The organism is Achromobacter maghribensis, assembly GCF_057334215.1.
This window is the reverse complement of the sequence record NZ_JBHFII010000026.1, coordinates 163,524-187,085: the sequence shown is the minus strand read 5'-3', so window position 1 is coordinate 187,085 and position 23,562 is coordinate 163,524. Positions and strand designations below refer to the sequence as shown.

Below are 23,562 nucleotides of genomic sequence, written 5' to 3'. Positions count from 1 at the left end.
AGGTATTGCTACGTAACAAGCCAATCTGCATGAACGTAATCGTTCGTCGAAAAAAAAGGACGCAATGTAAACCAGTTTTTTTGCAATACCAAGAATTAATAAATAGATACCATCCGCGTTATAAATAGCTCCGGAATGGATACCATCCAATATTCCGGGCATGCGCTAATGGATACCATCCGATTTATAGAAATGGCGCGAATTGATACATTCAATAATGTTCGTGGGGGCATGTCGGACAGAATAAAAAAACGCCGCGGGTGCCAGCGGCGTTTTCGGTATTGAACGAGCGTCAAATCTAAGGCATCGATCAGTCATGGCGGCGAAATGGTCAGCACGGTAGACCCCGAAAACTCGCCAGGTTTAACGACGCCTTTGGTGGCTAGCGTCGATTTCAACGTGATGTTCGTTGCCAAACCTTCTTCAACTTCGATCGACACGCCTTCCGACGCTTTTCTTCCGTTGATCGTGAGCTTTGAATACAAACCTTCGTTCGCCCTGAGTTTGATTCCTAGCGGATCTTCAACGCTTGTCTTGGCAATGACACTGCTTGCGCCAGTGCAAGTTAATTGCAGCTGCGTCTCTGCTTCATTGCCATCAATTGCGTCACTAAAAATCTCGTGATGGTTGATGGTGGTGTCCCCGTTGATCTCGCATTGCAATGCAGGCATCACGACTCTTGCGCAGGGGCCTTTCGGCACTATCGAACCGCCTGAATTCGGCCATCGGTAGCCGTCGGCAAACGTAATGCAGAAAGTGTCGGATATCCGGTCGCCCTTGGGGACCAATAACGACCCATGGTAAGGAATGGAAAAGCCCTGCATCTGCGCAAGCACGCCCTCCATGGTCGGTGAGGGTTTAACCTCCCAGAAGCCGCCGCCACCCGTCATCCACGAGCTATTGCCGGGGGATTGGGCGCCGAAGATGTAAATGGTGCATAGGGGGGCGTCGAGGTTTTCGCAAAATGTTCCACCGCCGTTCATCCAGTCGGATACGGTGAAATAAAACCTTATTCCCGCGGGTTCGTAGCGACTTTTTGTTGAGCTGATAACCACCGCATGTGCAAGGGCGGATAGTGAAAACAGGAATATAAAAAAGGCGACCCTGTATATATTTGAATACTTGAACATCGAAGGCTCCGCCCAAAAAAAGACAGGATATGCGGATTTTTGCCTTTGGGATGCCGGGCGTTGCGACAAGGTTCGTGGGAAATTTCCGACTGGAGGAGTATCAGCGGTATCGCAGGCGCGGTCACGGAAGGGAGACCGTCAGCACGGTGGACCCGGAAAACTCGCCTGATTTGACGATTCCCCTTGTGACGAGCGTCGATTTCAAGGAGATATTCGTATGCACGTTATCGGAAACGTTGATTGGCACGCCGCGCGCCGTGCTTTTCCCATCAATCGTGAGTTTCGAATACAAGCCTTCGTTCGTTCTAAGCTTGACGCCGAGCGTGTCATCGGCAGTCGTTTTGACGATGACGCTGGTGACTCCGGTGCAGGTTAATTGCAGTTGGGTTTGTGCTTCATTGCCATCGATCGCATCGCTGAACAATTCGCGGTGGCTGATGGTGGTATTGCCTCTGATATCGCATTGCAACGCCGCTGGAATGACCTTCGCGCACGGGCCGATAGGGGCGACTGCCCCTCCGGAGGATCCCCAGCTATATCCTTGGGCAAAGGTAATGCAGAAACGGCTCGAGGTTTGCGTGCCTTTCGGAACAAGTATTGATCCACGATAAGGGACGGAAAACCCCTGCCTGTTCAGCTGGGAATACACTTCCTGCATGGATGACGGTGTTACGCTCCAGGATATTCCATTCGAGATCATTCCCATGAAATCATCGGGTGACCGAACTCCAGCTATTATTAGTGTGCACCTTGTTGCGGACGTGTCATTACAGAGTTTGACGCCGCCGCTATCCCAGTCGGTAACGGTAAAATAATATCTGATTCCCGTGGATTCGTGCTGGCTGTCTGTTGACGTTATTACCACGGCAGCAGAAATGCTTGACAGAGAGAACAAGAAAATAAAACAGACGACCCGGCATATATATAAACGCTTTAACATCAATAGCTCCGCCCCAAAAACACCAGAGTAGGCGGATCCTTGCCTCCACGATGCAGGGCGTTACGGCAAGGTCTGTAGGGAATTTCCGAGTAACGCCTGCGCTTGCATCGTAGGTCTGACTGAGCGCAGCGAAGCGATCGTATTCGGAAAGGGCTTAGGAAAGCGTGCGCGTTGACGTTCCAGCCAATTCATCCAGACTCAGGCCGCAAGCGCGGGCGCGCTCGGCCAGGGATTCGCTTTGCGCCAGTGCGCGCTGGCTGGCCTCCAGCAACACATCCAACTTTTCCTGCAACGTGGCCGCCATAACCCACGCCCGCTCGGCGAACAGCGCGGCGAACTGGTCCACGCAGGTTTTACAGATGGTCTCGCCGTTCTTTTCAAGCAGCAGCGCGCCTTGTGCCAGCGTCGATTCACAAAAAATACAGGCAATGGCGCGGTTCATGCGTCTGGCGGCTCGGGGTCTGGTTGTGGCGGATGGCGCCGCACATCGCGGCGCCTGGCACATAGACAACGGCCTGGCGCGCCAAGTCTTAAGCCAATGGAAAGCCCTAGGCCACTGGTAGTACGCCATACGGACGAACTTGGCCCCGTGGCTTAGTCCACGATGAAGCCGCCGGGGCCGCTGTGTCCCAAGAGCTCGCGCGCGCATTGCATCGCTTCGCCGGGGGTGGCGACCGCCAGGAACGGCATGCCGAACGCGCGGGCCATTTTTTCGCCCTGTTTGCGGACCTTGTCCAGCGCATCCGTGTCGCGTTCGACGGCGATAAAGGCCCGGCAGCGCGCCTTCAGGCGCGGCATATTGGTCGTCTGCCATTCGATCATGGCCTTGCGGTCGTCATGGCCGGCTTCGTGGCGCATGTCGGGCACGACCATGACGAAGGTCTGGGGGTTATTCACCAGCAGTTCCATTTCGCGGATCCAGCTTGCCGAATAGCCTTTGGGCGCGCCGCCGTGCTTGGCGGTGACGATCGGGAACTGGGATAGGTCGTGGAAGAAAAATTGATCGCGGTTCATTCGAATTCTCCGTGGGGTTGAGCGGGCGCGCCGGGCTTGCAGCCGCAGCCGCCGTAGAGCACCAGGCTGTAGGAATCCAGCGCGAAGCCGCTGCGCTTGGCGATCTTCCTGACCAATTGCGCCATGGCGGGATCGCTGGATTCCAGGATCTGCCCGCAATGCGTGCAGACCATATGGTCGTGGTGCCCTTTGTCGTTGAGCTCGAATACGGTGATGTGCGCATCGAGCTGAGTACGTTTGAGTAGCCCGGCGTCCTCAAGTTGCGTAATCACGCGATAAACCGTCGCCAGGCCGATGCTGCTGCGGTCCGAGATGAGGCTGCGGTAGACGTCTGCCGCGCTCATGTGCTGATTGGCGTGTTGATAGAAGATGTCCAGGATCTTCAGACGGGGGAAGGTGGCTTTGATGCCGGCGTCGCGCAGCCGCGTGGTGTCCATGTGGTTTCTCCGTTCGGGGGGCTGATGCCCGACTGATGAGAATGATGTACATTTTCAACTGAACCCGCTAACGGGAACCCGTCAACCTGTAGCTCAAACCTGCCAACCATGCTTCATGTGGCTATCGCCGACCCGCTTCCCGACGTGCTGCTGACCCCGTTCCGCGTGCAAGGCCGCCGCGAAACCAAAGGCATTGCGGTGCCCTCGCATGTCCATGACGAGGGCATGCTGGTGCTGGTGCACGAAGGGCTGGTGTTGGTGCAGGCCGGGGCGGAGGTCTGGACCGTGATGCCGGGCAGCCTGGGCTGGATCCCGCCGGGCACGCCGCATGGCGCGCGCTGGTTTGGCAATGCGCGAGGCTCATTCCTGTATGTGCGGCGCGACGTCTGCGGCCGGCTGCCGCCACACTGCCGTTCCTGGCCGTCGTCCAAACTGATCGAAGCCCTGATCGACCGGTTCACCAGCAACCAGGACGGCGCGGTCTCGGCCGCCTACCAGCAGCAGTTGTTCGACGTGCTGCTGCAAGAGCTGGCGCAGCGCGAGCATGCGCCCCAGCTGTTGCCCATGCCCGACGATCCGCGCTTGCAGGACCTGGCCAATACCTTGCTGGACACGCCGGACGATACCGCCGGCATCGACGAATGGGCGCAGCGCTTGAACATGTCGTCGCGGACCTTGATGCGCCGGTTCCGGCAAGAAACCGGGGTGACGCTGGGCCAATGGCGGCAGCAGGCGCGACTGTTGCGCGCCCTGGAGATGCTGAGCCGAGGCGGCTCCGTCACCGAGGCCGCGCTGTCGGTGGGTTATGAAAGCACCAGCGCGTTCATCGGCAGCTTCCGCAGCGCTTTCGGCATGACGCCGACCCGCTACCTGGCGGACCGCTAGCCGGGCGGCCGTGCCGCCTTTACGCATCTTCACGTTTCTCCGACATTTTTGCGGATCTTCATTTGCGCCCCGTCCCTAGTATGGCGGCACGGGGTGGGCAGGGGTTCGTTCGTCCACCGAGATGTTCTTGAGGTGAGAAATGAATGACCTTTTGAGGCCGCGGCGCACCGGCGCGTTGCTTATCCATGGGTTGGGCGGTACGGAATTCGATATGGGCGGGCTGCATAAGGTGCTGGCGCGCGCCGGCGTGGAGACGCACGGCGTGACGTTGCCCGGCCACGCCGGCCAACCGGAAGACCTGCTGGACGTGCGGGTGGAAGACTGGATGGACGTGGTGACGCGGCGTTATCGGGAGCTGTGCGCGCGGTACGAGGTGGTCCACGTGATCGGCATGTGCCTGGGGGCGTTGTTGGCCGTGGAACTCTGCAAGCGTGAATCGCACACGCGGGGCGCGCTGGTGGCGCTGTCGGCGCCCGTGTTCCTGGATGGCTGGAGCACGCCGTGGTATCGCGGCCTGCGGTATCTGCTGTATTACGTGCCGGGGGTGCCGCGGCGGATCCGGGTTCAGGAAGAAGACCCTTACGGCGTGAAAAGCGAGCTGGTGCGCGCCTTCATCAAAGCGGGTTTTGCGCGCGGCGACGGGTTCCATTACCAGTGGGTGCCGCTGGCTTGCGTGCGGCAGGTGGACCGCCTGCGCGGCATGGTGCAGCAAGGGTTGTGGCAACTGGATTGCCCGACGCTGATCATGCACGCCGAAGAAGACGAGCTGACCAGTCCGCGGTCGGCGCGCTTCCTGGGTTCGCGCATTCCCGGCGCGACGGTAGTGATGCTGCAAGACAGCTATCACATGATCTGCGTGGACCATGAGCGCGACCGCGTCATGCGCGACGTGCTGGCCTTTCTGGGCAAGGATCCAGAGCTGGTGCGGGTACGCAAGCGGCCGGCGATGGCCAGCGCGCCGGATCAGGCCGCGGCGGGCTGGTCCGGAAGCAGCGGGCCTTGCGGATCGTTTTCCGCATCCGGGCGCGGCGGCACCGGCGGCAAGCCCAGCCCGATACGCAGGCGCTGGCAATCAGGGTTGGGCGAGCCGTCCGGCATCCAGATGTCGAATTCCCGGCAGGGCGTGGGGCGGTTCTCGTAGATGGCGCAGTGGATGCCGGGCTGGCCGAGTTCGCCGCGCAGCGATATGCAGCGGCCGCCGCCCATCTCGGTGCCCTTCATGCAGGCGCGCAGCGGACTCATCTGGGTGACCAGTTCCACGGGGACGTGGCCGCCGTTTTCGCCAGCCAGTTCCCCGCAATAGAACGACACCCTGAAGTGCGAGCAGCAGGCGCCGCAATCAAGGCAGGGGTTTGCGTCGGGATGGTCACCGGCCAGCACGGCGGGTGACACGAACGTCAGGACAGCGGTCTCGAGCAGGGACATGGGGAGCAATTCGAAAGCCTGTCCAGGCCGCGGCCGGCGCGGGATCAGGGCGCAAATAGTAGCGGGATTCGGACTGCGGCCGCTACGACTTTTTTCGGGGACGTTGCTGGGGTAGCATCGGTGGCCTGACTGCCGCCTGGAGCAACGCCTTGAACGCTAAAACCGATTTCCCCGACGGCCTGGCCCGTTGCGGCTGGGTGGATACATCCGCCGAATACATGGCTTATCACGACCAAGAATGGGGGCGTCCGCAAGGCGATGACCGCGCCTTGTTCGAACAGCTTTCCCTGGAAGGGTTCCAGTCGGGCCTTAGCTGGCGCACCATCCTGAACAAGCGTCAGGCATTCCGGCGCGGCTTCGCCGATTTCGACCCCGCCAAGGTGGCGCGGTTCGGCGAACCGCAAGTGCTGGCGTTGCTGGCCGACGCCGGCATCGTCCGGCATCGCGGCAAGATCGAAGCCGTGATCAACAACGCGGCCCGCGCCCTGGAAATGATTGAAAAAGAAGGCTCGCTGGCGGCGTTCTTCTGGCGCTTCGAAGCCCCAACCGGCGCCGCCTCGACGTTGGGCGCTTCAACGTCCGAGCAATCCGTGGCCTTGTCCAAGGCGCTGAAGAAACTGGGCTGGAAGTTCGTGGGGCCCACCACCGTCTACGCATTCATGCAGTCGGTGGGCATGGTGAACGATCACAACCCGGGGTGCCATTGCCACGCGCTTAGCGAAAACGCGCGGCGGGACTTCAAGCGGCCGGCGGACCGGCGGCCGGCGGACCGGCGGTCGGTGTAGTGGTGGGCGCGGCGGCCTGCTCGGGCACAATGCCCGGCAAGCTGTAGCGGCCTTCACGGTAGGCCCAGCTGGGCCAAAGCGCGTGCGCCAGCGCTTCGGTCGCCAGCTCGGGGTTCAACGCCACGGGCGCGTAGTCTTCCGGGGCGGTGTAGCGGTATTGCAGGGGCGTCTTGTTGGGCGCCAGCACCAGCAGATCGTTTTCCTTCAGATAGCCGTAGGTGCTGTCGTACTGCATGATGGCGCGGCCCGGCGTGCTGCGCGTCAGATCGTGGCCGATCATCGGGTGTTCGGTATCCACGCCAATCAGTGACAGCAGGGTCGGCGGCAGGTCGATCTGGCTGATCAGGCGGTCGTCGCGGCGCGCTTCGATACCCGCGCCCAGGATCACGGCGGGGATATGAAAGTGGCGCACCGGCACCAGGCTGGCGCCAAACACGCGGGAATCGTGGTCGGCGGCCACCAGGAAGACCGTATTTTCCCAATAGGGCGATGCTTTGGCGCGTTCAAAGAAGCGGCCCAGTGCCCAATCCGCATAGCGCACGGTGTTTTCCACCGTGGCTGGGTTGCCTTCCGTCTGAATGCGGCCGGCGGGGTATTCCCAAGGCGAATGGTTCGATACGCTGAACGCCAGCGTGAACGTGGGCTGGTCGGCGTCTTCGCGCAGCAGCCTGTCCAGTTGGTTGAACATGTCTTCGTCCGACGCGCCCCAGGTGCCCACGAAGGCGGGGTCGACGAAGTCGGCACGGTCAACGATCTGCTTGAAACCGTTGCCCAGGAAAAAGCCCTTCATGTTGTCGAAGTGCGATTCGCCGCCATAGATGAAGCGCGAGTGGTAGCCGTGGCGGCCCAGCAGGTCGGCCAGCGAGAAAAACCCGCGCTGCGAACGGGGCAGCTTCAGCACGGCTTGCGCCGGGGTGGGCAGGAACCCGGTCACGACCGCTTCCAGCCCGCGTACCGAGCGCGTGCCGGTGGCGTAGGCGCGCGTGAACGTCCAGGACTCCCGCGCCAACGCGTCCAGCTCGGGCGTCAGGTTGGCGCCGCCCAGGTCGGCGCTGTACTGCGCGCCCAGGCTTTCTTCCAGGATGATCACCAGGTTAAGCGGGCGCGGCGTCTTGCGCGTGGCGGCCTGGTGGTGCAGGCTGGGGTAGTCGGGGTTGGCGGGCGGATTGGGTAGCCCGGATTGCGCCAGCACCAGATCGTGCATCTTGGCGTCATCCATGCCGCCGTAAACGTCCGATGCCGACTTCTCGTTCTTCATGCTGTAGATGGCATAGAACACGTTGTAGAGCGAGTTCAGGGCCAGCGTGTTGAGCATGCCGTCGGAGCTGTAGGCGACCGAGGACGGATTGATGGGGCGGTGGCCCAGCGTGCCGCGGATGGCAAGGATAACGATGGCCAGGATGGCCACGCTGGCAAGCGGCATCTGCCACCACGTAAGTTGCGCATCGGGCTGGGCATGGCCGAACAATCCATACGCGCCCCAGCCGATCAGCGCTACGCCGCCCAGGCCACCCAGCAGCGCCAGCTTGTATCCGCGCCAAAGCATGCCGGAGACTTCGCGCGGGTGCTTCAGGTATTCCACGAACAGCCGGTTGGGCCGCGTGTCGTATTCCACGATGAACGGGGGCGACGCCACCTCCAGGAAGGCCAGCAGAATGAAGGCCGCCAGATACCAATAGCCCGTGATTGTCGCGGCGATGGCGAAGTGCCCCAGCAAGGGCGACAGCACGGCGGGCAGCGCGGCCAACACGGCGATCTGATGCGCGTCGATGCGCAAGCCGCCCAGCAGCAGCGGGAACAGGCCGCCGGCGTTGCGCACGCGCGGCCATTGCCAGGCAGCCAGCGCCAGGCGGCTCAGCGTCAACAGCGCAAACGCCGCGACCACGAAAATCAAGGTTGAATGCCGCATCAGGCCTCCAGGTTGTTCTGCTATCCGACCCGGTGGGGCGGAATCGATCGTCCGCGCATTGGAGCAGAGGGCGCGTTGAAAATTCAGTGAGCTACTGCATTCCGGTCACTGTTCCGGCATTCATAGCCATTTCGCTTTGTAACTGCCGGGCGCCGGGGCCGGGAACACGGCGTGCTGCGCAAACCCCCAGGCGGCGATGGGTCGCAGCGCGGCGTGAGCCGCCCGCCAGCCTGGCTGGCGGAAAGATCCGCACACATTATGGGGCCGGCGAGCTTAACCCTTGCAGTGGGCCGCGATACCCTTGCAGGTAACAGAGGGCCAGCGGCCGTAGGCTGGCCACAACGCCAAGGATAATAACCATGACGCGCACAAGAAAAATAGCGATCGGGATTGTAGGGGGTCTGGCCCTCGTCGTGCTGGTGCTGGGAGTGGTGATCGCCACTTTCGACTGGAACCGGGCCAAACCTATGATCAACGAGCGCGCCAGCGCTGCCATCGGGCGTCCTTTCGCCATCAATGGCGACCTGAGCGTCAAATGGGAGCGCCAGTTGGATGAAGGCGGATGGCGCGCCTGGGTGCCATGGCCGCGCATCATCGCCAACGACATCTCGGTAGGCAACGCGCCGTGGGCCAAAGCCCCTGAATTCGCCACCCTCAAGCGCGGCGAGTTCAGCCTTGCGCCGCTGCCGCTCTTGAGCCAGCGGGTCGTCATCCGGCGCATCCAGCTGACCGAACCCGCCGCCGACCTGGAACGGTTGGCCGACGGCCGCGCCAATTGGGTCTTCACCATGCCGGATACCGGCGAGCCCTCGCCCTGGGTGCTGGACATCAACGAAATCGGATTCGACAAGGGGCGAGTCGGGCTGGTCGACGAGATCCTCAAGGCCGACCTGACCGTGCTGGTGGATCCGCTGGGCAAACCGGTGCCGTTCGCGGATGTGGCGGGCGCCGCGTTCGTGCCGGAAGACGGCGCGGCGTCCGCGCCCCGTGATTACGTGTTCGGCTGGAAAGTAGATGGCAAGTTCAAGGGGCTGGCCACCAAGGGAGAAGGCAAGGTGGGCGGAATGCTTGCCTTGCAGGATGCCAGGCAGCCGTTCCCGGTGCAGGCGGATGTCGCGATCGGAGGTACCAAGGCGGCCGTGACGGGGACGTTGACGGACCCGGCCAATCTGGGCGCGCTGGATTTGCGGCTGAAGCTGTCGGGCGCGTCGATGGCGCAGCTGTATCCGTTGACGGGCGTGACGTTGCCGGACACGCCGCCTTATTCCACCGACGGGCATCTGGTCGCCAAATTGCAGAACCCGGGCGGCGCCGTGTTCGACTACAAGGATTTCAACGGCAAGGTCGGCAACAGCGACCTGCATGGCGACATCACCTTTGCACTGGGCGCGCCGCGGCCGAAGCTGAGCGGCAAGCTGTCGTCCAAGCAACTGCGCATGGTCGACCTGGGGCCGCTGATCGGCGTGCCCGCCGGTGGTACGTCGGCGGCGCCCGCCGACCGCGCCAAGGACGCGCCCGCCAAGCCCAAGGGCGGCAAGGTGCTGCCCACGCAGGCCTTCCGCACCGACCGCTGGCGCGACATGGACGCCGACGTCACGCTGGATGCGGGGCGCATCGTGCATGACAGCAAGCTGCCGTTGTCGGACCTGTCGGTGCACGTGGTGCTGCAAGATGGGAAGCTGACGCTGGACCCGTTCCGGTTCGGCATCGCCGGTGGCAGCATCAACGGCACCATCAAGCTGGACGGCGCCAGCGAAGCGCTGACGGGGCGCGTTGACCTGCACGCCCGCCGCATGCGCCTGAAGCAATTGTTCCCGGCGACGCAGGCCATGCAGAAGACCCTGGGCGAACTGAATGGCGATCTGGCGATCAGCGGCACCGGCAACTCGGTGGCCGCCTTGCTGGGCTCGGCGACGGGCGACGTGAAGATGCTGGTCAATGACGGCGTCATCAGCCGCAGCCTGATGGAAATCGCGGGGCTGAACGTGGGCAACTACGTGGTGTCCAAGTTGTTCGGCGACGATGAAGTGAAGATCAATTGCGGGGCGGCCGATCTGGCCATGAAGAACGGCGTGATGACGCCGCGCGTGTTCGTGTTCGATACCGAGAACGCGCTGATCAGCATCACCGGCACGGCCGACTTCAAGAACGAAACGATGGACATGGACATTACGCCGGACAGCAAGGGATTCCGCATCTTCTCGTTGCGTTCGCCGCTGTATGTGCGCGGCACCTTTGGCTCGCCGGACGTGGGCGTGCATGTCCTGCCGCTGGCGGCGCGCGGGGCGGGCATGGTGGCATTGGGCGTGTTGTTGACGCCCGCGGCCGGCTTGCTGGCGCTGATCGCGCCCAGCACCACCGACGAGAACGCCTGCGCGCCTTTGCTGGAGCAGATGCGCAAGCCGCCCAAGGCGCCGGCGCCCGCCGCGCCCAAGGGGAAGTAAGGAAAAGCCGGCAGCGAAGGCTGGCAAGGACGCTGGCAAGCGCCGGTCAGCCCGGCGACGCGCCGCGCGAACCGCCGTGTACGTCGTCGTCGGCCACGCACACGGCGTTGCGGCCGTGGTTCTTCGCGTAGTAGAGCGCTTGGTCTGCGCGTTGGAAGACGGCATTCAGCGAGACGCCGTGGTCGGGGTATCGCGCCACGCCCACCGAGACCGTGATGGGCGAACCCATGGCGCCGGGGGCGGGCTGCGAGGCCAGCCGCTGGCGCAGGCGCTCCGCGGCGGAGACGGCCGCGGTGAGCGATACGCCCGGCATCAAGATGACGAATTCCTCTCCGCCGGATCGCGCCAGCGTGTCGCCGCTACGCGAACCTTCGCTCATCAGCGTGGCCAGGGCCTGCAGCGCCTGGTCGCCGGCGGTGTGGCCGTAGCGGTCGTTGATGCGCTTGAAGTGGTCGATGTCGATGACCATCAACGCTACGGGCGACTCGTCGGCCTGCAGCATCGCCAGCGCTTCGTCCAGACCACGACGGTTGAGCAGACCCGTCAAGGTATCCGTCGTGGTTTCGCGGCGCAGATCGCGGATCTTGTGATGAATCGACGCCAATCCCGTGAGCAGCGCCCGCTTGAGTTGCGCGGCTTCGAAGTACCAGGAGCGGACGCCGCGGATGCGCGCCGCTGAATCGGGATCCTGCATGTGGCGGGCGATGCTGGCCAATTCGCCCAGCGGCCGCGCGATCCAGCGCGACAGCAGCCAGATCAATACCACCGACAGCAACAGCAGGGGCAGGGCGTTTGCAGCGGTGGCCATGACCAGGTCGCTCAAGGGTTGCAGGGTGCTGGCCACCGGACGTTGCGCGATCAGGCTCCAGCCTGTGCTGGGCACCGGCGCATAGCCTGCCAGCATGTCGCGTCCCTGGCTGTCCGTGAAGCGCTGTTCTCCGGTTTCGCCCCGGCGGGCCGCCGCGAAGACCTCGTCGTCGGGTGCTTTGTGTCCCAGCTGGCTGCGATCGGGGTGATAGATCAGCGTGCCGTTGCGGTCCATGACGTACAGGGAGGAATCGTCGCGATAGAAATGGTGGCCCAGCAGGCGGTCCAGCGCATTGTCCTCATGCAGGTACAGCGTACCGGCGATGTAGCCAAGATAACGGTAGTCGCGCGAGAAGATAGGGTACGAATACAGGATCAGCCAGCGGCCGGTGGCGGTCTGGTAGGGCTCGCTGATGATCGGTTGCTTGGTACGGATCGCGGTCTCGGAGGCGTCGCTGGTCAACTGCTGGCCAAGCAATTCCGGGTAGGCAGAGGACACCGCGATCACTTTGCCGGCCGGCGATACGATGACGCTGGAATTGAAATGGCCCAGTTGTCCCTGCTGGCGCCGCGTCTCTTCGGCCATCAGCCCGGGGCGGGATTCCATGTCGGCGAGCACGTCGGCGCTGTACGCCAGATAACGCCGCACATCGCTGAGAAAGGTATCGGTGGTGGACGCCAGTTTGGAGGCATAGGCGCGGTTGACCTCCAGCGCGTTGTGCAGGAGCAGGTCGCGCTGTACCAGATAGCTGGCGTGCAGGCCCCCGGCCAACACCAGGACGACCGACAGCAGGCTGATCCACAGGATGAGGCGCCGAAGGTCGATGCGGAACATGACGGTATCCGTCAGCCGCGGGCGCTGGCCGGCGCAAGGCCGGAAAGCGGCGGGCCTGCGGTCAGGGCATCCCAGGCGCACATGGCTTGGCGCGCCACGCCTTGCAGCGTCTTGCGGGTGGCGCCGTCGCGCGCCTGGATGGACATGCCGTGCAGCACGGTCGTGTAGAAGGCCGCAAGGCTCTTCGTATCGGCGCCTGCCGGCAATTCGCCTTGAGCGACGCCCGCGTTCAGGCGGGCCAGGATGCGGCCCTGCATGTCGCGCCGGTTGTCGCACAGAAAGCTGCCCACGCTGGCGTGGTTGACGCTGCCCGACGGCGCGCCCAGCACGATCATGCAGCCTGGCGGCTGGCCGGGGGCGGTGAAGCGTTCGGCTGCGGCCATCAGCATGGACTCGATGCCACCGCGCGCCGTGGGCGCGTTCTGCAACGCGCGCCGCGACGAGCCGCCCTCTGTTTGGCGGTAGAGCTCGACGGCTTCGCGGAATAGTCCTTCTTTTGAGCCGAACGCGCCGTAAAGGCTGGGCGAGTTGATGCCCATCGCCTCCGTCAGATCGGTTAGCGATGCTCCTTCATATCCCTTCGACCAGAAGATTTCCATGGCCTTTTGCAAGGCCTGGGCCCGGTCGAAGCTCCGGGGGCGCCCACGTTCTGCCATGCGGCGATTTTACCCATGACAGTAATTTTGTGTTGATCGATAAAAAAATGATTGACGCCCGCGTCGCGATACGGCGATGATATTTGTACTGATCACTACAAATTAAGGAAGAGCGATGGGCAACCTGACTGGAAAAGTGGCATTCGTGACCGGCGGCAGCCGAGGCATCGGCGCGGCCATCGTGCGGCGACTGGCCGCCGATGGCGCCGATGTGGCGTTCACCTATGTCAGCGCGTCGTCCGCCGACGCCGCGCAGGCGCTTGCCGGGGAACTGACCGTGGAGGGGCGCCGCGCGCTTGCGATCCAGGCCGATTCCGAAGACGCGCTGGCGGTGCGGCAGGCAGTGGAAGCAGCGATCAAGGAACTGGGCCCGGTGGATGTGCTGGTCAACAACGCGGGGATCTTCGTCGCGGGCCTGATTGGCGACACCAGCGTGGACGACTACGAGCGCACGATGGACATCAACGTTCGCGCGCCTTTCGTCGCGATCCGCACGGCACAGGCGTCCATGCCGGACGGCGGCCGCATCATCAATATCGGCAGTTGCCTGGCCGGCCGCGCGGGTCGAGCCGGCGTCGCGCTGTATGCCGCCAGCAAGTCTGCGCTGGTCGGATTGACGCAAGGCCTGGCGCGCGACCTTGGCACGCGCGGCATCACCGTCAACGTCGTGCATCCCGGCCCGATCAACACGGATATGAATCCGGCGGACGGCGAGCGCGTGGGCGAATTGGTGGCCGTGCTGTCCCTGCCGCACTATGGCGAAACCCGCGACATCGCCGGCATGGTGGCGTTCCTGGCGGGCCCCGAGGGGCGCTACATCACGGGCGCGAGCCTGGCGGTGGACGGCGGCTACGCCGCGTGATGCGGCCGGCGTGAAAAGTTTTTTGGCACATGACTTGCACAAACCAAAAAACCTACATATAATCTTGCTTCTTCGCACTGCACACATAACGAAACGCAGACAGCGGCACCGCACCGGCAACGGTAAAGCGCAGTTGAAAACGAATCGGAAATGAGTGGATTGCAGGGCTGTTAGCTCAGTTGGTAGAGCAGCGGACTCTTAATCCGTAGGTCGAGTGTTCGAGCCACTCACAGCCCACCAGAATTCTCTAGTAGTATCAAGCGCTTAGCCCACCGGAAACGGTGGGCTTTTTGCTTTCTGGGAATTTTGACCGCACTTCTAACGCACTTCGGTGTTTTGGCGGACTCTGGCAGCGACCTTCGAGCGCTGTTACAGAAAAAATTTCTGCCTCCATTTGCTGGCAGTTTTCGGCGAATCGGAGCCCGTGAAGCAAGGGCCCTCCCGCGTTGGCGCTTATACCTCAATCCTCAAATTGTGAGATAAGCAGCATGGCTAACATTCAGAAGCGCGGTGAATACCAGTACCAGGCCGACATTCGCCGTAAAGGCTTCCCGCGGCAAACCCAGACGTTCTTGACCAAAGACGACGCCGAACGGTGGGTGCGAAAGCACGAGGGGCAAATGGACGAGGGGAAATTCAGAGACCTGCGCCCCGTCGCGAAACTGACCCTCGGCGACGCCTTGGACCGCTACATGGAAGAAGTCGTCCCGACCAAGGCTGTAGGCGGGCAGCGCAATGAGCGCAATCGAATTCGACTGCTGAAGAAGCATCCACTGGCCAAGCGTGAGCTGAGCACTCTTCAGTCCTCTGACTTTGCCAAGTACCGCAATGAGCGAACCGCACAGGTAGGCAGTGCTAACACCGTGCGGCTGGAGCTGGCGCTGCTCTCGCATCTGTACACGATTGGCAAGAAGGAGTGGAACTGGCCACTCGACAATCCCTTGAAGGACGTGAGGCGGCCTTCGGCGCCCGAGGGCCGTGAGCGTCGGCTTCGTGGGGATGAGGAAGCCCGGCTCCTCTCTGGAGTCAGTGACGAGCGCGTTCGCCAACCAGTTTGGCTGGAAGCATGCATTCGACTCTCACTTGCCACGGGTTTGCGTGCCGGGGAACTGCTGACTCTCGAGTGGTCACAGGTTGATCTGAAAGGCGGCGTCATGAACCTGACAAAGGCCCGCAATGGCAGCAAGCGATCAGTGGGCTTGAATCTCGAGGCTGTACGCGTCCTTCAGAGCCTTCCTCGTTCGACCGAGAAGGTCATCAAGGGCTATCACGAGACCGGCAAGCTGGATTGCGATTTCAAGGCAGCCTGCGTTGCTGCTGGTTTGCTTGATTTGCACTTTCACGATCTTCGTCACGAAGCGGCGACTCGCTTGGCTCCGCACATGATGCCTCAGGAGCTGGCCAAGATCATGGGCTGGAAAACGCTGCAAATGGCCATGAGGTACTACAACCCGACTGCACAGGAATTGGCGGCGCGAATGCGTGCGGTGGAGGCGGCTCGATCGGAACCGTTACCTGGCGCGGCGAATGCTTTGGCTGTGCCCAGGGCTATCGAACTGGCTTCCGGGACGACGGTGGGTGTGCCTGCTCAGCGGGTCGGCGACCCGACCACGAGCAACGTCATTCGAGTGCAGTTCTTGCGTGAAATGCCATCGCGGACTCGCGCTATTGCCTAGTTTTGGCATCTGATGGGGATTGCTGGCGGGCAGCGGAAGAGGTCTGCTCGCCCGCCAGCATTCAAGATAAAACCCGCCGCAGCGGCGAGGACATATTGCTGCTCAGTTAGGAAACATTGATTTCGTTGCGGCACGTCATTTAGGCGTGCCATGTCAGCAGCTTTGCTTGCTCGCATTGAAGCGTCTGCGCCACGTCGGCCGTGGTGTGGACCAGAGAAAGACCGTTGCCGTGTTCGGCCTTTAGCGACTGCCTTAACGGAACCCTACATTCAACTCAACCCGCCGGCGCATGTGTTCTGGCTCCAGTTTGATATCGACAAGGGGGGAGCGTCTCATACCTGGGAGGACTGTAATCTTCCCCCTCCCACCTATGTCGCCGTAAATCCCTCCAACGGCCATGCGCACTACGGATATGCGCTTACCAGTCCAGTGTGCAAGACGGACGCCGGTCGTCAAAAGCCCTTGGCTTATCTTGCGGCCATTGAGTACGCCTACAACCGTAAGCTTGTAGCTGATCGCGCGTTTCGAGGGCCTTTGGCGAAGAATCCGCTGCATGCCAACTGGCATCTATGGCAGCCCGCGAACGACGTTGAGTACGAGCTTAGTGAACTTGCTGAGCATGTTGAGCTGCCTCGCTTGGAGGAGATGCGAACAGATCGAATCAATCCGGACTATGCCGCCTTGGGGCGGAATTGCTGGTTATTCGAAGGCTTGAGACAGCAGGCGTACTTGCGGGTAAAGGCGTTCTGGCGACCGGCAGGAGACGAGCTTTTTTATGAATGGCTCTTGCGGGAGGCTGAATCCCTGAACCGAACTTTACCGGTCCCATTGGGCTTCGGAGAGGTGAAGAGCATTGCACGCAGCGTCAGTCGCTGGGTGTGGAAGCGATTTACGCCAAGTGGCTTCCGGGCTATTCAGGCGGCTCGAGGGCGGGCCTCTGGCGTCGCGCGAAGGTTCGCCACTCAGGAGCTGCGGGAGAGGGCTGCGATGCTGACCGCCTCCGGTTTGACCTCGCGGCAAGTGGCAGGGCAGCTGGATGTGAACCAATCCACCGTGGTCAGATGGCTGCGGGCTAAAGAAGCCGGTGAGACTTGATATGGGCCTGCCGGGATTTGCCTCTGTGGATGGTGACGGCAATTGATCTCGTGTGTCTGCGCACTCGCCGAACTCCGTTGATATACTGGCGAGGCTGAAATCGACGATGAGTCCGGCCGGAGTGACATTACGGTCGAAGCTTGTGGAGCAGGACTGGAGTCACTCAGCGTAGCTGTCCAGTCGAACGGGGTGCCTCAATGAGGCGCAATTTGCGAATAGCATTTTGCGGGCGCCGTTCCGAAGAGTTAAACAGGGCCCATGCATAGCGTGGGCCTTTCCTTTGGGTGGTTCAAAGCTCAGCCCTGCTTTGGCTTATGGGGCCTCGCCACTCACAACGCTGCACGGTTCGCTTTCTCTGATGTCAGTAGGCAGACAACAAAGCTTCTGCGCCTTGGTTTGATCGGATTTCCGCAAGCGTTTCGGTGATGCACGAACCATATCAGGTAACAGCGAACTTGGGGCGCTTCTCGCCTATTCAACGGTGAGGGTGTGACCGGGTCCCTCCATAGATATCGCTATTGCAAGTTTGTGGACTCGCTATACGGCGGTTAACACTGGGTTGCCACCACGAAGCCTGAATCAAGCGCGTTACTGAGCGAGAGTGATTCGATGTTTATCTGAACGACCTTCTCACATTGGGATGGGCGCACAGGGAGCCGCAGAATGCGGAACTGCACGTATGGTGGGGTGGGACAAGCAGGGGGATCCCTTACCCAACCCAATGACGGTTGGTTGACTTACCGACTTACTTCAGGCGGGTGAGCTTCTAGTGCGATGCACGAGCCATGTCAGGTAACAGCTTATCCCAGGCCGTTCAGCTCCCGGCCAGAGCAGGGCAGTCAGGACCATTGACGTCGTCCGCTTCCGACCCCGAGCCTCCGTTGAGCAACGGCACCCTGAAGCTGCCATCGATTTGCCGCCCGCTACTGTTGGAAATTCCGGTCTCCGCCTACTAGCAATCGATAGTGTGGCAAGTTGGCGTGTGACGGGCTTCACGGAATTCTTATACTTGTACTTTTGACTGGGTCGTCCCGTGCAAACCTTTGTCGCGAGCCTCTTCCAGGAGAAGTCAGTGTCCAGAATATCCCGCACGTCCTGGTTTATTTCGTAGGTTTTGCGGGGGGGCTGCGGCTTAAGGAAGCTGCGGCGGTCCACGGCGTGGCCTGAACAGCCGTATTGGTCACCGACCGAGACGGCGCAACACCTCTGACTCTAAGTGACCAGAAAATGAACAGAGACTGGATTCTTCAAACACGCGAGACGCGCCGATCCTTTGCGAACGCGACATGGGTGCCGCTGCGCGCATCACAAGATGCTGAGCAGGGCAAAGCTCTGGTTACTCAAGTTGGCTATGTCAGCGAGTTCTTTGGCTGTGGATCGGTCGCGTTCCCTCCGCAACACCGAGAATTCGCAGAGACACTGGGCTGGAGCGATCTGGGCATCGGCCACAGCGCGCGACCGTACGCATATGAGGATGGCTACTACTCGCCGGTAGACCAGTACCAGTACAACGACAAAGAGCCGTTTGGAGTTGAGCTGGTATTCGTGCATGACCAGCCTGTCGTCGGAGGCACAAAGTGGATATTGAATCCAGACCTTGTCATCGCGCTCCGCCTAGTTAAGGAAGGCAACAACTGGGTGAGGCCGGAGGAAGACTTCGTTGTCGTCGCTCGCGAGTTCTTGGACGACGATGGCAGGTATCGGCTTATCGAGATCAAACGAGAGTTTCTGATTGATTATCTTGCCGCCAGAGGTCTAGCGCTACGTCTCTCCTACTATCGGCAACGTGTTGAAAATGTAGGTTCGCTTGAAGGCACTGAGTACGAAGGGCTGGAGAACCATCAGGACGATCGAGATGGCGGTCGCTTTGAACTCCTCTCTCGAAGCCTCAATGACGTCTATGGCGGAAGTTGGGCGTCGTTCCGCATCTGGAGAACTGATGTCGATGAGGAAGAAGACGCTCCAGTGCTGGGACCGGAGAGGGACGACAACACAGAATCCGAGCAGTCGGAAGGCGTCCGATCCGGGCCCGACGGAGTCCGCGTTGAAGGTGAGTTCTGGAAAGATGAATGGATCGATCACCGAGGCATGAGCGTGCGGGTTCGCGGCGACACCGATCAATCTTTGCCGCACTTCATCATTGAGACTGATGGAACAAGGGCGGCGTCCTCAGTGCTCGACTCTGAAGATATTGGTCGCTGGCTATGGTTTCGCACAAGCGTGGTGACCGACCTACTCGGTCGACGAGGTTTCTCCCTCAAGTGGTACACCGCAGAGACTGGTGCCATTGGGTCTACCTCTGGCTACGCCACGCATTTCGGTATCAATTCCGCTGACTTGCTAACTGTCTACGCCTACGATATCGCTCGGCTCGCGGCGTGGGAGCAGCATATCTGGGCAGCACACAACGTTCCTCCCGATGGAAAGGTCTCAGGAGAACTGCTATCTGCGCAAGTTAAGACGCAACCGGCGTCCACACATGCCGTGGAAGAGTTGCTCTTTGTGAGCATGCGAATGCTCGAACAGGGCTTCCGCGACAAGTTTGGGGTTGAGCTGTTCAGCCACAGTATCGACGACGATTCAGCCATGCAGCAGGTATCTCGCTTTCACAGCAAGGACCAAGCCTCATTGCTGCGTCTCGCGAAGGAGATCATCAGAGTCTTTTCGGATCGCCTTAACGTTCGAGAGCTCCGTAAACTCTCGACTCACAAGGAGAAGGACAAGCTTGGCTCCAACAAACTCCTTCAGGACGTACTAGCCAAGCAAGTCGGGGAGGATAGAGCGCGAACGGTGCTTGGTCCCGTAGTCGGCGCTTATGAGATGAGAGTCGGCGATGCGCATCCGACTGGATCGAAGATTGGGGACGCCCTGAAACTCGCCGGGATCGACGAGAATTTCTCGTACCTGCGCCAGGGCGAGCAACATATCCACAACGTCGGGCGCGCCGTGTGGTGGATCGGCAAGCTACTCTTCGAGAAGAACGCGAGTCCGTGAGGGCGTCGCAGATGCCGCATAACAGGTCGGTGGACTCGGACAAGTTGCGGCAAGGCGCTGCTCACCTTCACATTGAACGTCCGCTTTCATTTGCGGTGACGGCTGCCCCTGGCCGGAAGCAGCCGTTGACGACGGTCCGTTTTCGACCCTGAGCTGTGTTCCGGTGGGCCCCCGAACGCACGCAATCAGCGCGGTGATAGCCCAACGCTGTAAACGCCGACTTTTGGTTCTGAGCCTATAACGTCACAGACGTGGGCAGCGAACGGCTGACCTTAATGGTGGGAATTTATATAGCGTTATGATACAAACTGTTTCTATGGTTTTGGGCCGGCCGATTTAGACGCAGGCGCTAGCGATGGGCTACGGATCGGTGTAGCCGTACATTACGGTAGGCAAATGAAGGGAAAAAATTGATGACCGTATATATTGTGTCGTATGACCTCAACAAGGCCGGACAAAACTACAGCGCGCTCTACGAAGAACTGAAAAAATCTTCCAGTTGGTGGCACTACCTCGACTCGACGTGGTTAATCTCTACAGCAGAAAGCGCGGACCAGCTTTCTGATCGGTTGTTGGCGCACACCGACAAGAACGACCGGCTTCTCGTCATTAAGGTCGTGCGCACGTATCAGGGTTGGCTCCCGGAAGACGCTTGGGAATGGATCAACGAACACGTCATCGATCCAGCCTAACTCGTCGCTCAGACGGACGCCTAACTGCGTACATCACCTCCAACATAAGGCCGCACAAGAAAACCTAAGGAAGCGCCATTCGCGTAAAAATGCAACGTCTTTCTCACACTGCTCCCAAATGAATTTGGGAACCGGAGCACTACCGTCGTGTGGACGGGTGGTTAGCCCTTGTGAATGCTACGAGTCTGCCACGAGACACAACTTATGGGCGTGCGGGGCAGTTGCGGAACAGCGAGCGCTTAGAGTGGAGAGATATCATCGCACACATTCAGGCTCGCTGAATGTGAGGCCGAAATTGAATAAATATCAAGAGTGATCTTAGATGACAGAGGGATTTCCAAGCATCCGCCAGCCCATACGAACTGGGGAAACGGGCGTCAACGCTGTTTCGTCCACAGTGAACAACAAGTTCGAATGGATATTTCGACGAAATCACAACGAGCATGACTTCGGCATTGATGGCTATATCGACATAGTCACTGACAGTAGAGCTGTCACCGGTCAATGCCTCGCAGTTCAGATCAAGACTGGAAAGTCGTTTCTTAGAGATGGCGGAGCCGCGGGTTTCACATTCTATGGCGAGCTCAAACATCTGAACTACTACTTGAATTTACCTATGCCGGTTTTGATCGTCATTCATGACGACACAAGCGGGAAGACTTATTGGCAGCATTTCAGCCAGTCTCGAATTGAGGGAACTCCTACAGGGTGGAAGATGTTAATTCCCAGGGAGAACATCTTCGAACGCGACAAGAAGAGACTACTTGAAATTGTGGGTCCACCCACGGACCACCTAGATCGGTTGAAATCGCATTGGGTCTTCAATGACACGCTGTCTCGTTTCGATTTCATTCACTACGCCGTCGACCGGAAGGACATTGAAGACGGAAATGTTCGCCCAGTAATTAGTTTTTTTCGCCGGATTGAAGCCAGTGACGCACTGTGCCGGAAATTCCAAGGCCGTGTCGAATTGAGCATCTCTGGCTATGATGCAGACCGGAGGGAACTCTGGGAAATTCGGAAGGTGTGCAAGTGGTTCAAGAAGGTTGATCCAAATATTAACTGGTTTTATTTTTGCAACCTCATCTCACCTGCCTATGGATTTAAGGCATATATGGCTTGCCTCAGTAATACTCAACGAGTACCTGATCAATCTGGAGCTCACGCTCGATCTATGATGGTTTCCATGGATAACGGTAAACGGATGGAAATTCTTGAGAGCAACTGGCCAAAACTGAATGCGATGACAGACAGATTGGGCATGTCGATTGAAGAAAATAAGAGAATTTCTTTTGAGGTGCTGGATGTAATGGAAATTCCTCATTAGTGATGTTTTCTATGTCATCGCTGTCGCTTGGAGGCGAAAGCGACGCCTGATGATCGCTCTACCGAATCCGCTTGGACAAGCGTCATTCCGCCGATGAGCTTCAACGTTGAAAGTCCGCCTTCGCTAGTTGTCATTGGCTGCTATTGGCAGTGAATAGTCGCTCGTGACTGTCCACTTCCTGCCTCCGCATTTCTGAGCTCGCTGAGAGTGATCCCCCGCAGGCGCCCTCTGGTCTTCGGCGAATGCCGATTGCATAGGTTGCTCATGTTCATCAGAAGTCTCTGCCCGGATTTGTTGCGAGACCTTCGCTCGGCCCATTAGAAGTCGAGATGGCGTAGTAGAAAGAACAAATCCCTGAATGTTGTTGTGTGATAACTGCTTCAAAGGCCCAGAGTGATCGCCACTCTCCGATCAGCCTGGGCGCTGGTTTGTCGCTCTGGACTGCCAGATCTAAGCCCTCGTCGGCCACCATCAAGACGGTATCGGGTGGCAGTTTAAGGAAGGTTCTACTCAGCGTTGGCGTAGCTCCAGCAGCGCACGTGCGAGTCCCTGGTCGGACGGCTCATAAGGATGTTCGAAACAGTCGATCCTTACCCACTGAGAACGCTGCCCGGGGTGGACATATCCTTCAAAGTCATCGACTAGAAGGCACTGCTGAACCGTTGCGCCATGGATCCTTGCTAAGTCCTTGGTCGCGCCGTTCCACCGCACGTATTCAATTTGCGCAAACCAGTTGGGTGCCAGACCTTCATCAACGAGCAGTTCTGCGATTGGGCGAAACCTTGTTTCGCTTACCGTCGTGTACATCACGATCCTCGGAAAAATCTCACGGCACTGAATCAGGAACTCGCTGAGTCCAGGTCGAGGGATTTGGCTGGCGGCGTTAGAAATTAACGTGCCTTCTAAGTCGAGAGCAAGGGTATTGGGGCGAGTCATAGGTGAAGCCTGTGTCAAAAAGGGAGGGGTGGCAATACTGATGATATGGTCCAGCGCTTAAAGCGGAGGCGGGCCGCGCCGGCACGACTGGGGAGGTCATTCTTGGCCGCCATCGTCGTTGCCAGCGGGCACCGCGCTTTCCCCTGTGGCAAGACGAGCTTCCAACGTGCCATCTGCACGTAGTTCGAATTGGAGTCTGTTGCCAGGCCTGAGAGACAGCTTCTCGCGGATGGCGCCGGGGATCGTCACTCTGCCTTTGGTGCTCAGCTTCGCTGAGATCTGCTCATCGGTCATGCCTTAGATGCATTCTCACGTCGCCGAAGCTCCAGCAGTTCCGAGCGCATTGAGTTTGCTGATCTGAGGAGGTTAATGACTGAGTTCCAGTATTCCGCGCCTAAGTCCCCGTCCTCGTGAGCGAGTCGCCAGAGCGTTCGAACTGCCTCGTTCAGGTCGACGGGTTGGTCAGAGTTATCGCCTCCTGCGTTTGCCAGGGAAATGCGGCTTGAGTTTGAGGTCTCGATCATCTCCTTGCTTCCTGGCCAGCCTTGGTCGGATCCGGCACGAGTGTTGAATGACGCACTATCGTTTACTACACGCGTCGGAAGAACCGGAACAACTTTGTGCGGATGTAGAGGAAGCAGGCTTTGAAGTTCTGACGCCGACAGTCCATAGATGGGCCGAAACATTCGGTAGATCACTTCATCATGGTCTTG

The 23,562-nt window shown here is 59.9% G+C and carries 20 protein-coding genes, 1 tRNA gene and 1 pseudogene; 11 read left to right on the top strand and 11 right to left on the bottom strand.

Annotated elements, in window-relative coordinates; genetic code table 11:
• Positions 1 to 314: 314 nt before the first annotated feature.
• The 5 genes from ACE039_RS11690 to ACE039_RS11670 form a co-directional block, all read right to left on the bottom strand.
• Positions 315 to 1,130 carry an MrpH family fimbial adhesin gene (locus ACE039_RS11690; protein WP_485822438.1) on the bottom strand — a complete coding sequence of 272 codons (816 nt, stop codon included), beginning with the start codon at positions 1,128 to 1,130 and terminating at the stop codon, positions 315 to 317.
• A gap of 121 nt (positions 1,131 to 1,251) precedes the next feature.
• Positions 1,252 to 1,788, bottom strand: a complete 537-nt coding sequence (locus tag ACE039_RS11685; RefSeq protein WP_485822437.1) for an MrpH family fimbial adhesin — start codon at positions 1,786 to 1,788, stop codon at positions 1,252 to 1,254.
• Positions 1,789 to 2,224: 436 nt separating this feature from the next.
• Positions 2,225 to 2,512: an MSHA biogenesis protein MshH gene (locus ACE039_RS11680; protein ID WP_448710528.1), complete on the bottom strand. Its 288-nt coding sequence runs from the start codon at positions 2,510 to 2,512 to the stop codon at positions 2,225 to 2,227.
• Positions 2,513 to 2,664: 152 nt separating this feature from the next.
• Positions 2,665 to 3,084 carry a hypothetical protein gene (locus ACE039_RS11675; protein WP_448710530.1) on the bottom strand — a complete coding sequence of 140 codons (420 nt, stop codon included), beginning with the start codon at positions 3,082 to 3,084 and terminating at the stop codon, positions 2,665 to 2,667.
• Entirely contained in the window at positions 3,081 to 3,521 is a 441-nt protein-coding gene (locus ACE039_RS11670) for a transcriptional repressor (RefSeq protein ID WP_448710531.1), read from the bottom strand. Before ACE039_RS11670 ends, ACE039_RS11675 begins: the two co-directional genes overlap by 4 nt.
• A 108-nt stretch (positions 3,522 to 3,629) precedes the next feature.
• On the opposite strand from ACE039_RS11670, the gene ACE039_RS11665 reads away from it, so the two are divergent.
• On the top strand, positions 3,630 to 4,406 hold the full coding sequence (locus ACE039_RS11665; protein ID WP_485822436.1) for a helix-turn-helix domain-containing protein: 777 nt from the start codon (positions 3,630 to 3,632) through the stop codon (positions 4,404 to 4,406).
• Between the two features lie 139 nt (positions 4,407 to 4,545).
• Positions 4,546 to 5,274: pseudogene (locus tag ACE039_RS11660) on the top strand (alpha/beta hydrolase); the annotation flags it as partial.
• A gap of 95 nt (positions 5,275 to 5,369) precedes the next feature.
• On the opposite strand, the gene ACE039_RS11655 reads toward ACE039_RS11660, so the two are convergent.
• Entirely contained in the window at positions 5,370 to 5,831 is a 462-nt protein-coding gene (locus tag ACE039_RS11655; protein ID WP_313456771.1) for a YkgJ family cysteine cluster protein, read from the bottom strand.
• 149 nt (positions 5,832 to 5,980) lie between these two features.
• Between ACE039_RS11655 and ACE039_RS11650 the strand changes: the two genes are divergently transcribed.
• Positions 5,981 to 6,616 (top strand): DNA-3-methyladenine glycosylase I, encoded by a 636-nt coding sequence (locus tag ACE039_RS11650; protein WP_485822435.1) that lies wholly within the window; start codon positions 5,981 to 5,983, stop codon positions 6,614 to 6,616.
• Here the strand turns inward: ACE039_RS11650 and ACE039_RS11645 are convergent.
• Positions 6,570 to 8,525, bottom strand: a complete 1,956-nt coding sequence (locus tag ACE039_RS11645) for an LTA synthase family protein (protein ID WP_485822434.1) — start codon at positions 8,523 to 8,525, stop codon at positions 6,570 to 6,572. The genes ACE039_RS11650 and ACE039_RS11645 overlap by 47 nt on opposite strands.
• Before the next feature lie 359 nt (positions 8,526 to 8,884).
• Here ACE039_RS11645 and ACE039_RS11640 point away from each other — a divergent pair, with 359 nt between their 5' ends.
• Positions 8,885 to 10,969: an AsmA family protein gene (locus tag ACE039_RS11640; protein WP_485822433.1), complete on the top strand. Its 2,085-nt coding sequence runs from the start codon at positions 8,885 to 8,887 to the stop codon at positions 10,967 to 10,969.
• Between the two features lie 46 nt (positions 10,970 to 11,015).
• Here the strand turns inward: ACE039_RS11640 and ACE039_RS11635 are convergent, their stop codons facing one another.
• Both ACE039_RS11635 and ACE039_RS11630 read right to left on the bottom strand, forming a co-directional pair.
• A complete protein-coding gene (locus ACE039_RS11635; RefSeq protein WP_448710539.1) occupies positions 11,016 to 12,611 on the bottom strand; it encodes a diguanylate cyclase in 1,596 nt (531 codons plus the stop codon).
• 11 nt (positions 12,612 to 12,622) lie between these two features.
• Complete coding sequence (locus ACE039_RS11630; RefSeq protein WP_485822432.1) at positions 12,623 to 13,267, bottom strand: TetR/AcrR family transcriptional regulator; 645 nt, start codon at positions 13,265 to 13,267, stop codon at positions 12,623 to 12,625.
• Positions 13,268 to 13,382: 115 nt separating this feature from the next.
• Here ACE039_RS11630 and ACE039_RS11625 point away from each other — a divergent pair, with 115 nt between their 5' ends.
• The 7 genes from ACE039_RS11625 to ACE039_RS11595 all read left to right on the top strand — a co-directional run bounded on the left by ACE039_RS11625 (position 13,383) and on the right by ACE039_RS11595 (position 21,913).
• A complete protein-coding gene (locus ACE039_RS11625; protein WP_485822431.1) occupies positions 13,383 to 14,129 on the top strand; it encodes an SDR family oxidoreductase in 747 nt (248 codons plus the stop codon).
• 164 nt (positions 14,130 to 14,293) lie between these two features.
• Positions 14,294 to 14,369 (top strand) — tRNA-Lys (locus tag ACE039_RS11620).
• A gap of 248 nt (positions 14,370 to 14,617) precedes the next feature.
• Positions 14,618 to 15,805 (top strand): tyrosine-type recombinase/integrase, encoded by a 1,188-nt coding sequence (locus ACE039_RS11615; RefSeq protein WP_485822430.1) that lies wholly within the window; start codon positions 14,618 to 14,620, stop codon positions 15,803 to 15,805.
• Positions 15,806 to 15,955: 150 nt separating this feature from the next.
• Complete coding sequence (locus tag ACE039_RS11610) at positions 15,956 to 16,900, top strand: replication initiation protein (protein ID WP_485822429.1); 945 nt, start codon at positions 15,956 to 15,958, stop codon at positions 16,898 to 16,900.
• 1,227 nt (positions 16,901 to 18,127) lie between these two features.
• On the top strand, positions 18,128 to 19,894 hold the full coding sequence (locus ACE039_RS11605) for a hypothetical protein (protein ID WP_485822428.1): 1,767 nt from the start codon (positions 18,128 to 18,130) through the stop codon (positions 19,892 to 19,894).
• A gap of 413 nt (positions 19,895 to 20,307) precedes the next feature.
• A complete protein-coding gene (locus ACE039_RS11600) occupies positions 20,308 to 20,586 on the top strand; it encodes a hypothetical protein (RefSeq protein ID WP_183004673.1) in 279 nt (92 codons plus the stop codon).
• A 322-nt stretch (positions 20,587 to 20,908) separates the two neighbouring features.
• On the top strand, positions 20,909 to 21,913 hold the full coding sequence (locus tag ACE039_RS11595) for a DUF4365 domain-containing protein (RefSeq protein ID WP_183004675.1): 1,005 nt from the start codon (positions 20,909 to 20,911) through the stop codon (positions 21,911 to 21,913).
• Positions 21,914 to 22,423: 510 nt separating this feature from the next.
• On the opposite strand, the gene ACE039_RS11590 is transcribed toward ACE039_RS11595, so the two are convergent.
• Together ACE039_RS11590 and ACE039_RS11585 are read right to left on the bottom strand one after the other, a co-directional pair.
• Positions 22,424 to 22,849, bottom strand: coding sequence for an NIF family HAD-type phosphatase (locus ACE039_RS11590; RefSeq protein ID WP_485822427.1), 426 nt, complete (start codon positions 22,847 to 22,849; stop codon positions 22,424 to 22,426).
• 96 nt (positions 22,850 to 22,945) lie between these two features.
• On the bottom strand, positions 22,946 to 23,143 hold the full coding sequence (locus ACE039_RS11585) for an AbrB/MazE/SpoVT family DNA-binding domain-containing protein (RefSeq protein ID WP_485822426.1): 198 nt from the start codon (positions 23,141 to 23,143) through the stop codon (positions 22,946 to 22,948).
• Positions 23,144 to 23,562 lie beyond the last annotated feature (419 nt).

Coding starts and splice junctions, on each gene's coding strand:
- ACE039_RS11690 (WP_485822438.1), bottom strand. CDS start 1,130: ATGTTCAAGTATTCAAATATATACAGGGTCGCCTTTTTTATATTCCTG.
- ACE039_RS11685 (WP_485822437.1), bottom strand. CDS start 1,788: ATGCAGGAAGTGTATTCCCAGCTGAACAGGCAGGGGTTTTCCGTCCCT.
- ACE039_RS11680 (WP_448710528.1), bottom strand. CDS start 2,512: ATGAACCGCGCCATTGCCTGTATTTTTTGTGAATCGACGCTGGCACAA.
- ACE039_RS11675 (WP_448710530.1), bottom strand. CDS start 3,084: ATGAACCGCGATCAATTTTTCTTCCACGACCTATCCCAGTTCCCGATC.
- ACE039_RS11670 (WP_448710531.1), bottom strand. CDS start 3,521: ATGGACACCACGCGGCTGCGCGACGCCGGCATCAAAGCCACCTTCCCC.
- ACE039_RS11665 (WP_485822436.1), top strand. CDS start 3,630: ATGCTTCATGTGGCTATCGCCGACCCGCTTCCCGACGTGCTGCTGACC.
- ACE039_RS11655 (WP_313456771.1), bottom strand. CDS start 5,831: ATGTCCCTGCTCGAGACCGCTGTCCTGACGTTCGTGTCACCCGCCGTG.
- ACE039_RS11645 (WP_485822434.1), bottom strand. CDS start 8,525: ATGCGGCATTCAACCTTGATTTTCGTGGTCGCGGCGTTTGCGCTGTTG.
- ACE039_RS11640 (WP_485822433.1), top strand. CDS start 8,885: ATGACGCGCACAAGAAAAATAGCGATCGGGATTGTAGGGGGTCTGGCC.
- ACE039_RS11635 (WP_448710539.1), bottom strand. CDS start 12,611: ATGTTCCGCATCGACCTTCGGCGCCTCATCCTGTGGATCAGCCTGCTG.
- ACE039_RS11630 (WP_485822432.1), bottom strand. CDS start 13,267: ATGGCAGAACGTGGGCGCCCCCGGAGCTTCGACCGGGCCCAGGCCTTG.
- ACE039_RS11625 (WP_485822431.1), top strand. CDS start 13,383: ATGGGCAACCTGACTGGAAAAGTGGCATTCGTGACCGGCGGCAGCCGA.
- ACE039_RS11615 (WP_485822430.1), top strand. CDS start 14,618: ATGGCTAACATTCAGAAGCGCGGTGAATACCAGTACCAGGCCGACATT.
- ACE039_RS11610 (WP_485822429.1), top strand. CDS start 15,956: ATGTCAGCAGCTTTGCTTGCTCGCATTGAAGCGTCTGCGCCACGTCGG.
- ACE039_RS11605 (WP_485822428.1), top strand. CDS start 18,128: ATGAACAGAGACTGGATTCTTCAAACACGCGAGACGCGCCGATCCTTT.
- ACE039_RS11600 (WP_183004673.1), top strand. CDS start 20,308: ATGACCGTATATATTGTGTCGTATGACCTCAACAAGGCCGGACAAAAC.
- ACE039_RS11595 (WP_183004675.1), top strand. CDS start 20,909: ATGACAGAGGGATTTCCAAGCATCCGCCAGCCCATACGAACTGGGGAA.
- ACE039_RS11590 (WP_485822427.1), bottom strand. CDS start 22,849: ATGACTCGCCCCAATACCCTTGCTCTCGACTTAGAAGGCACGTTAATT.
- ACE039_RS11585 (WP_485822426.1), bottom strand. CDS start 23,143: ATGACCGATGAGCAGATCTCAGCGAAGCTGAGCACCAAAGGCAGAGTG.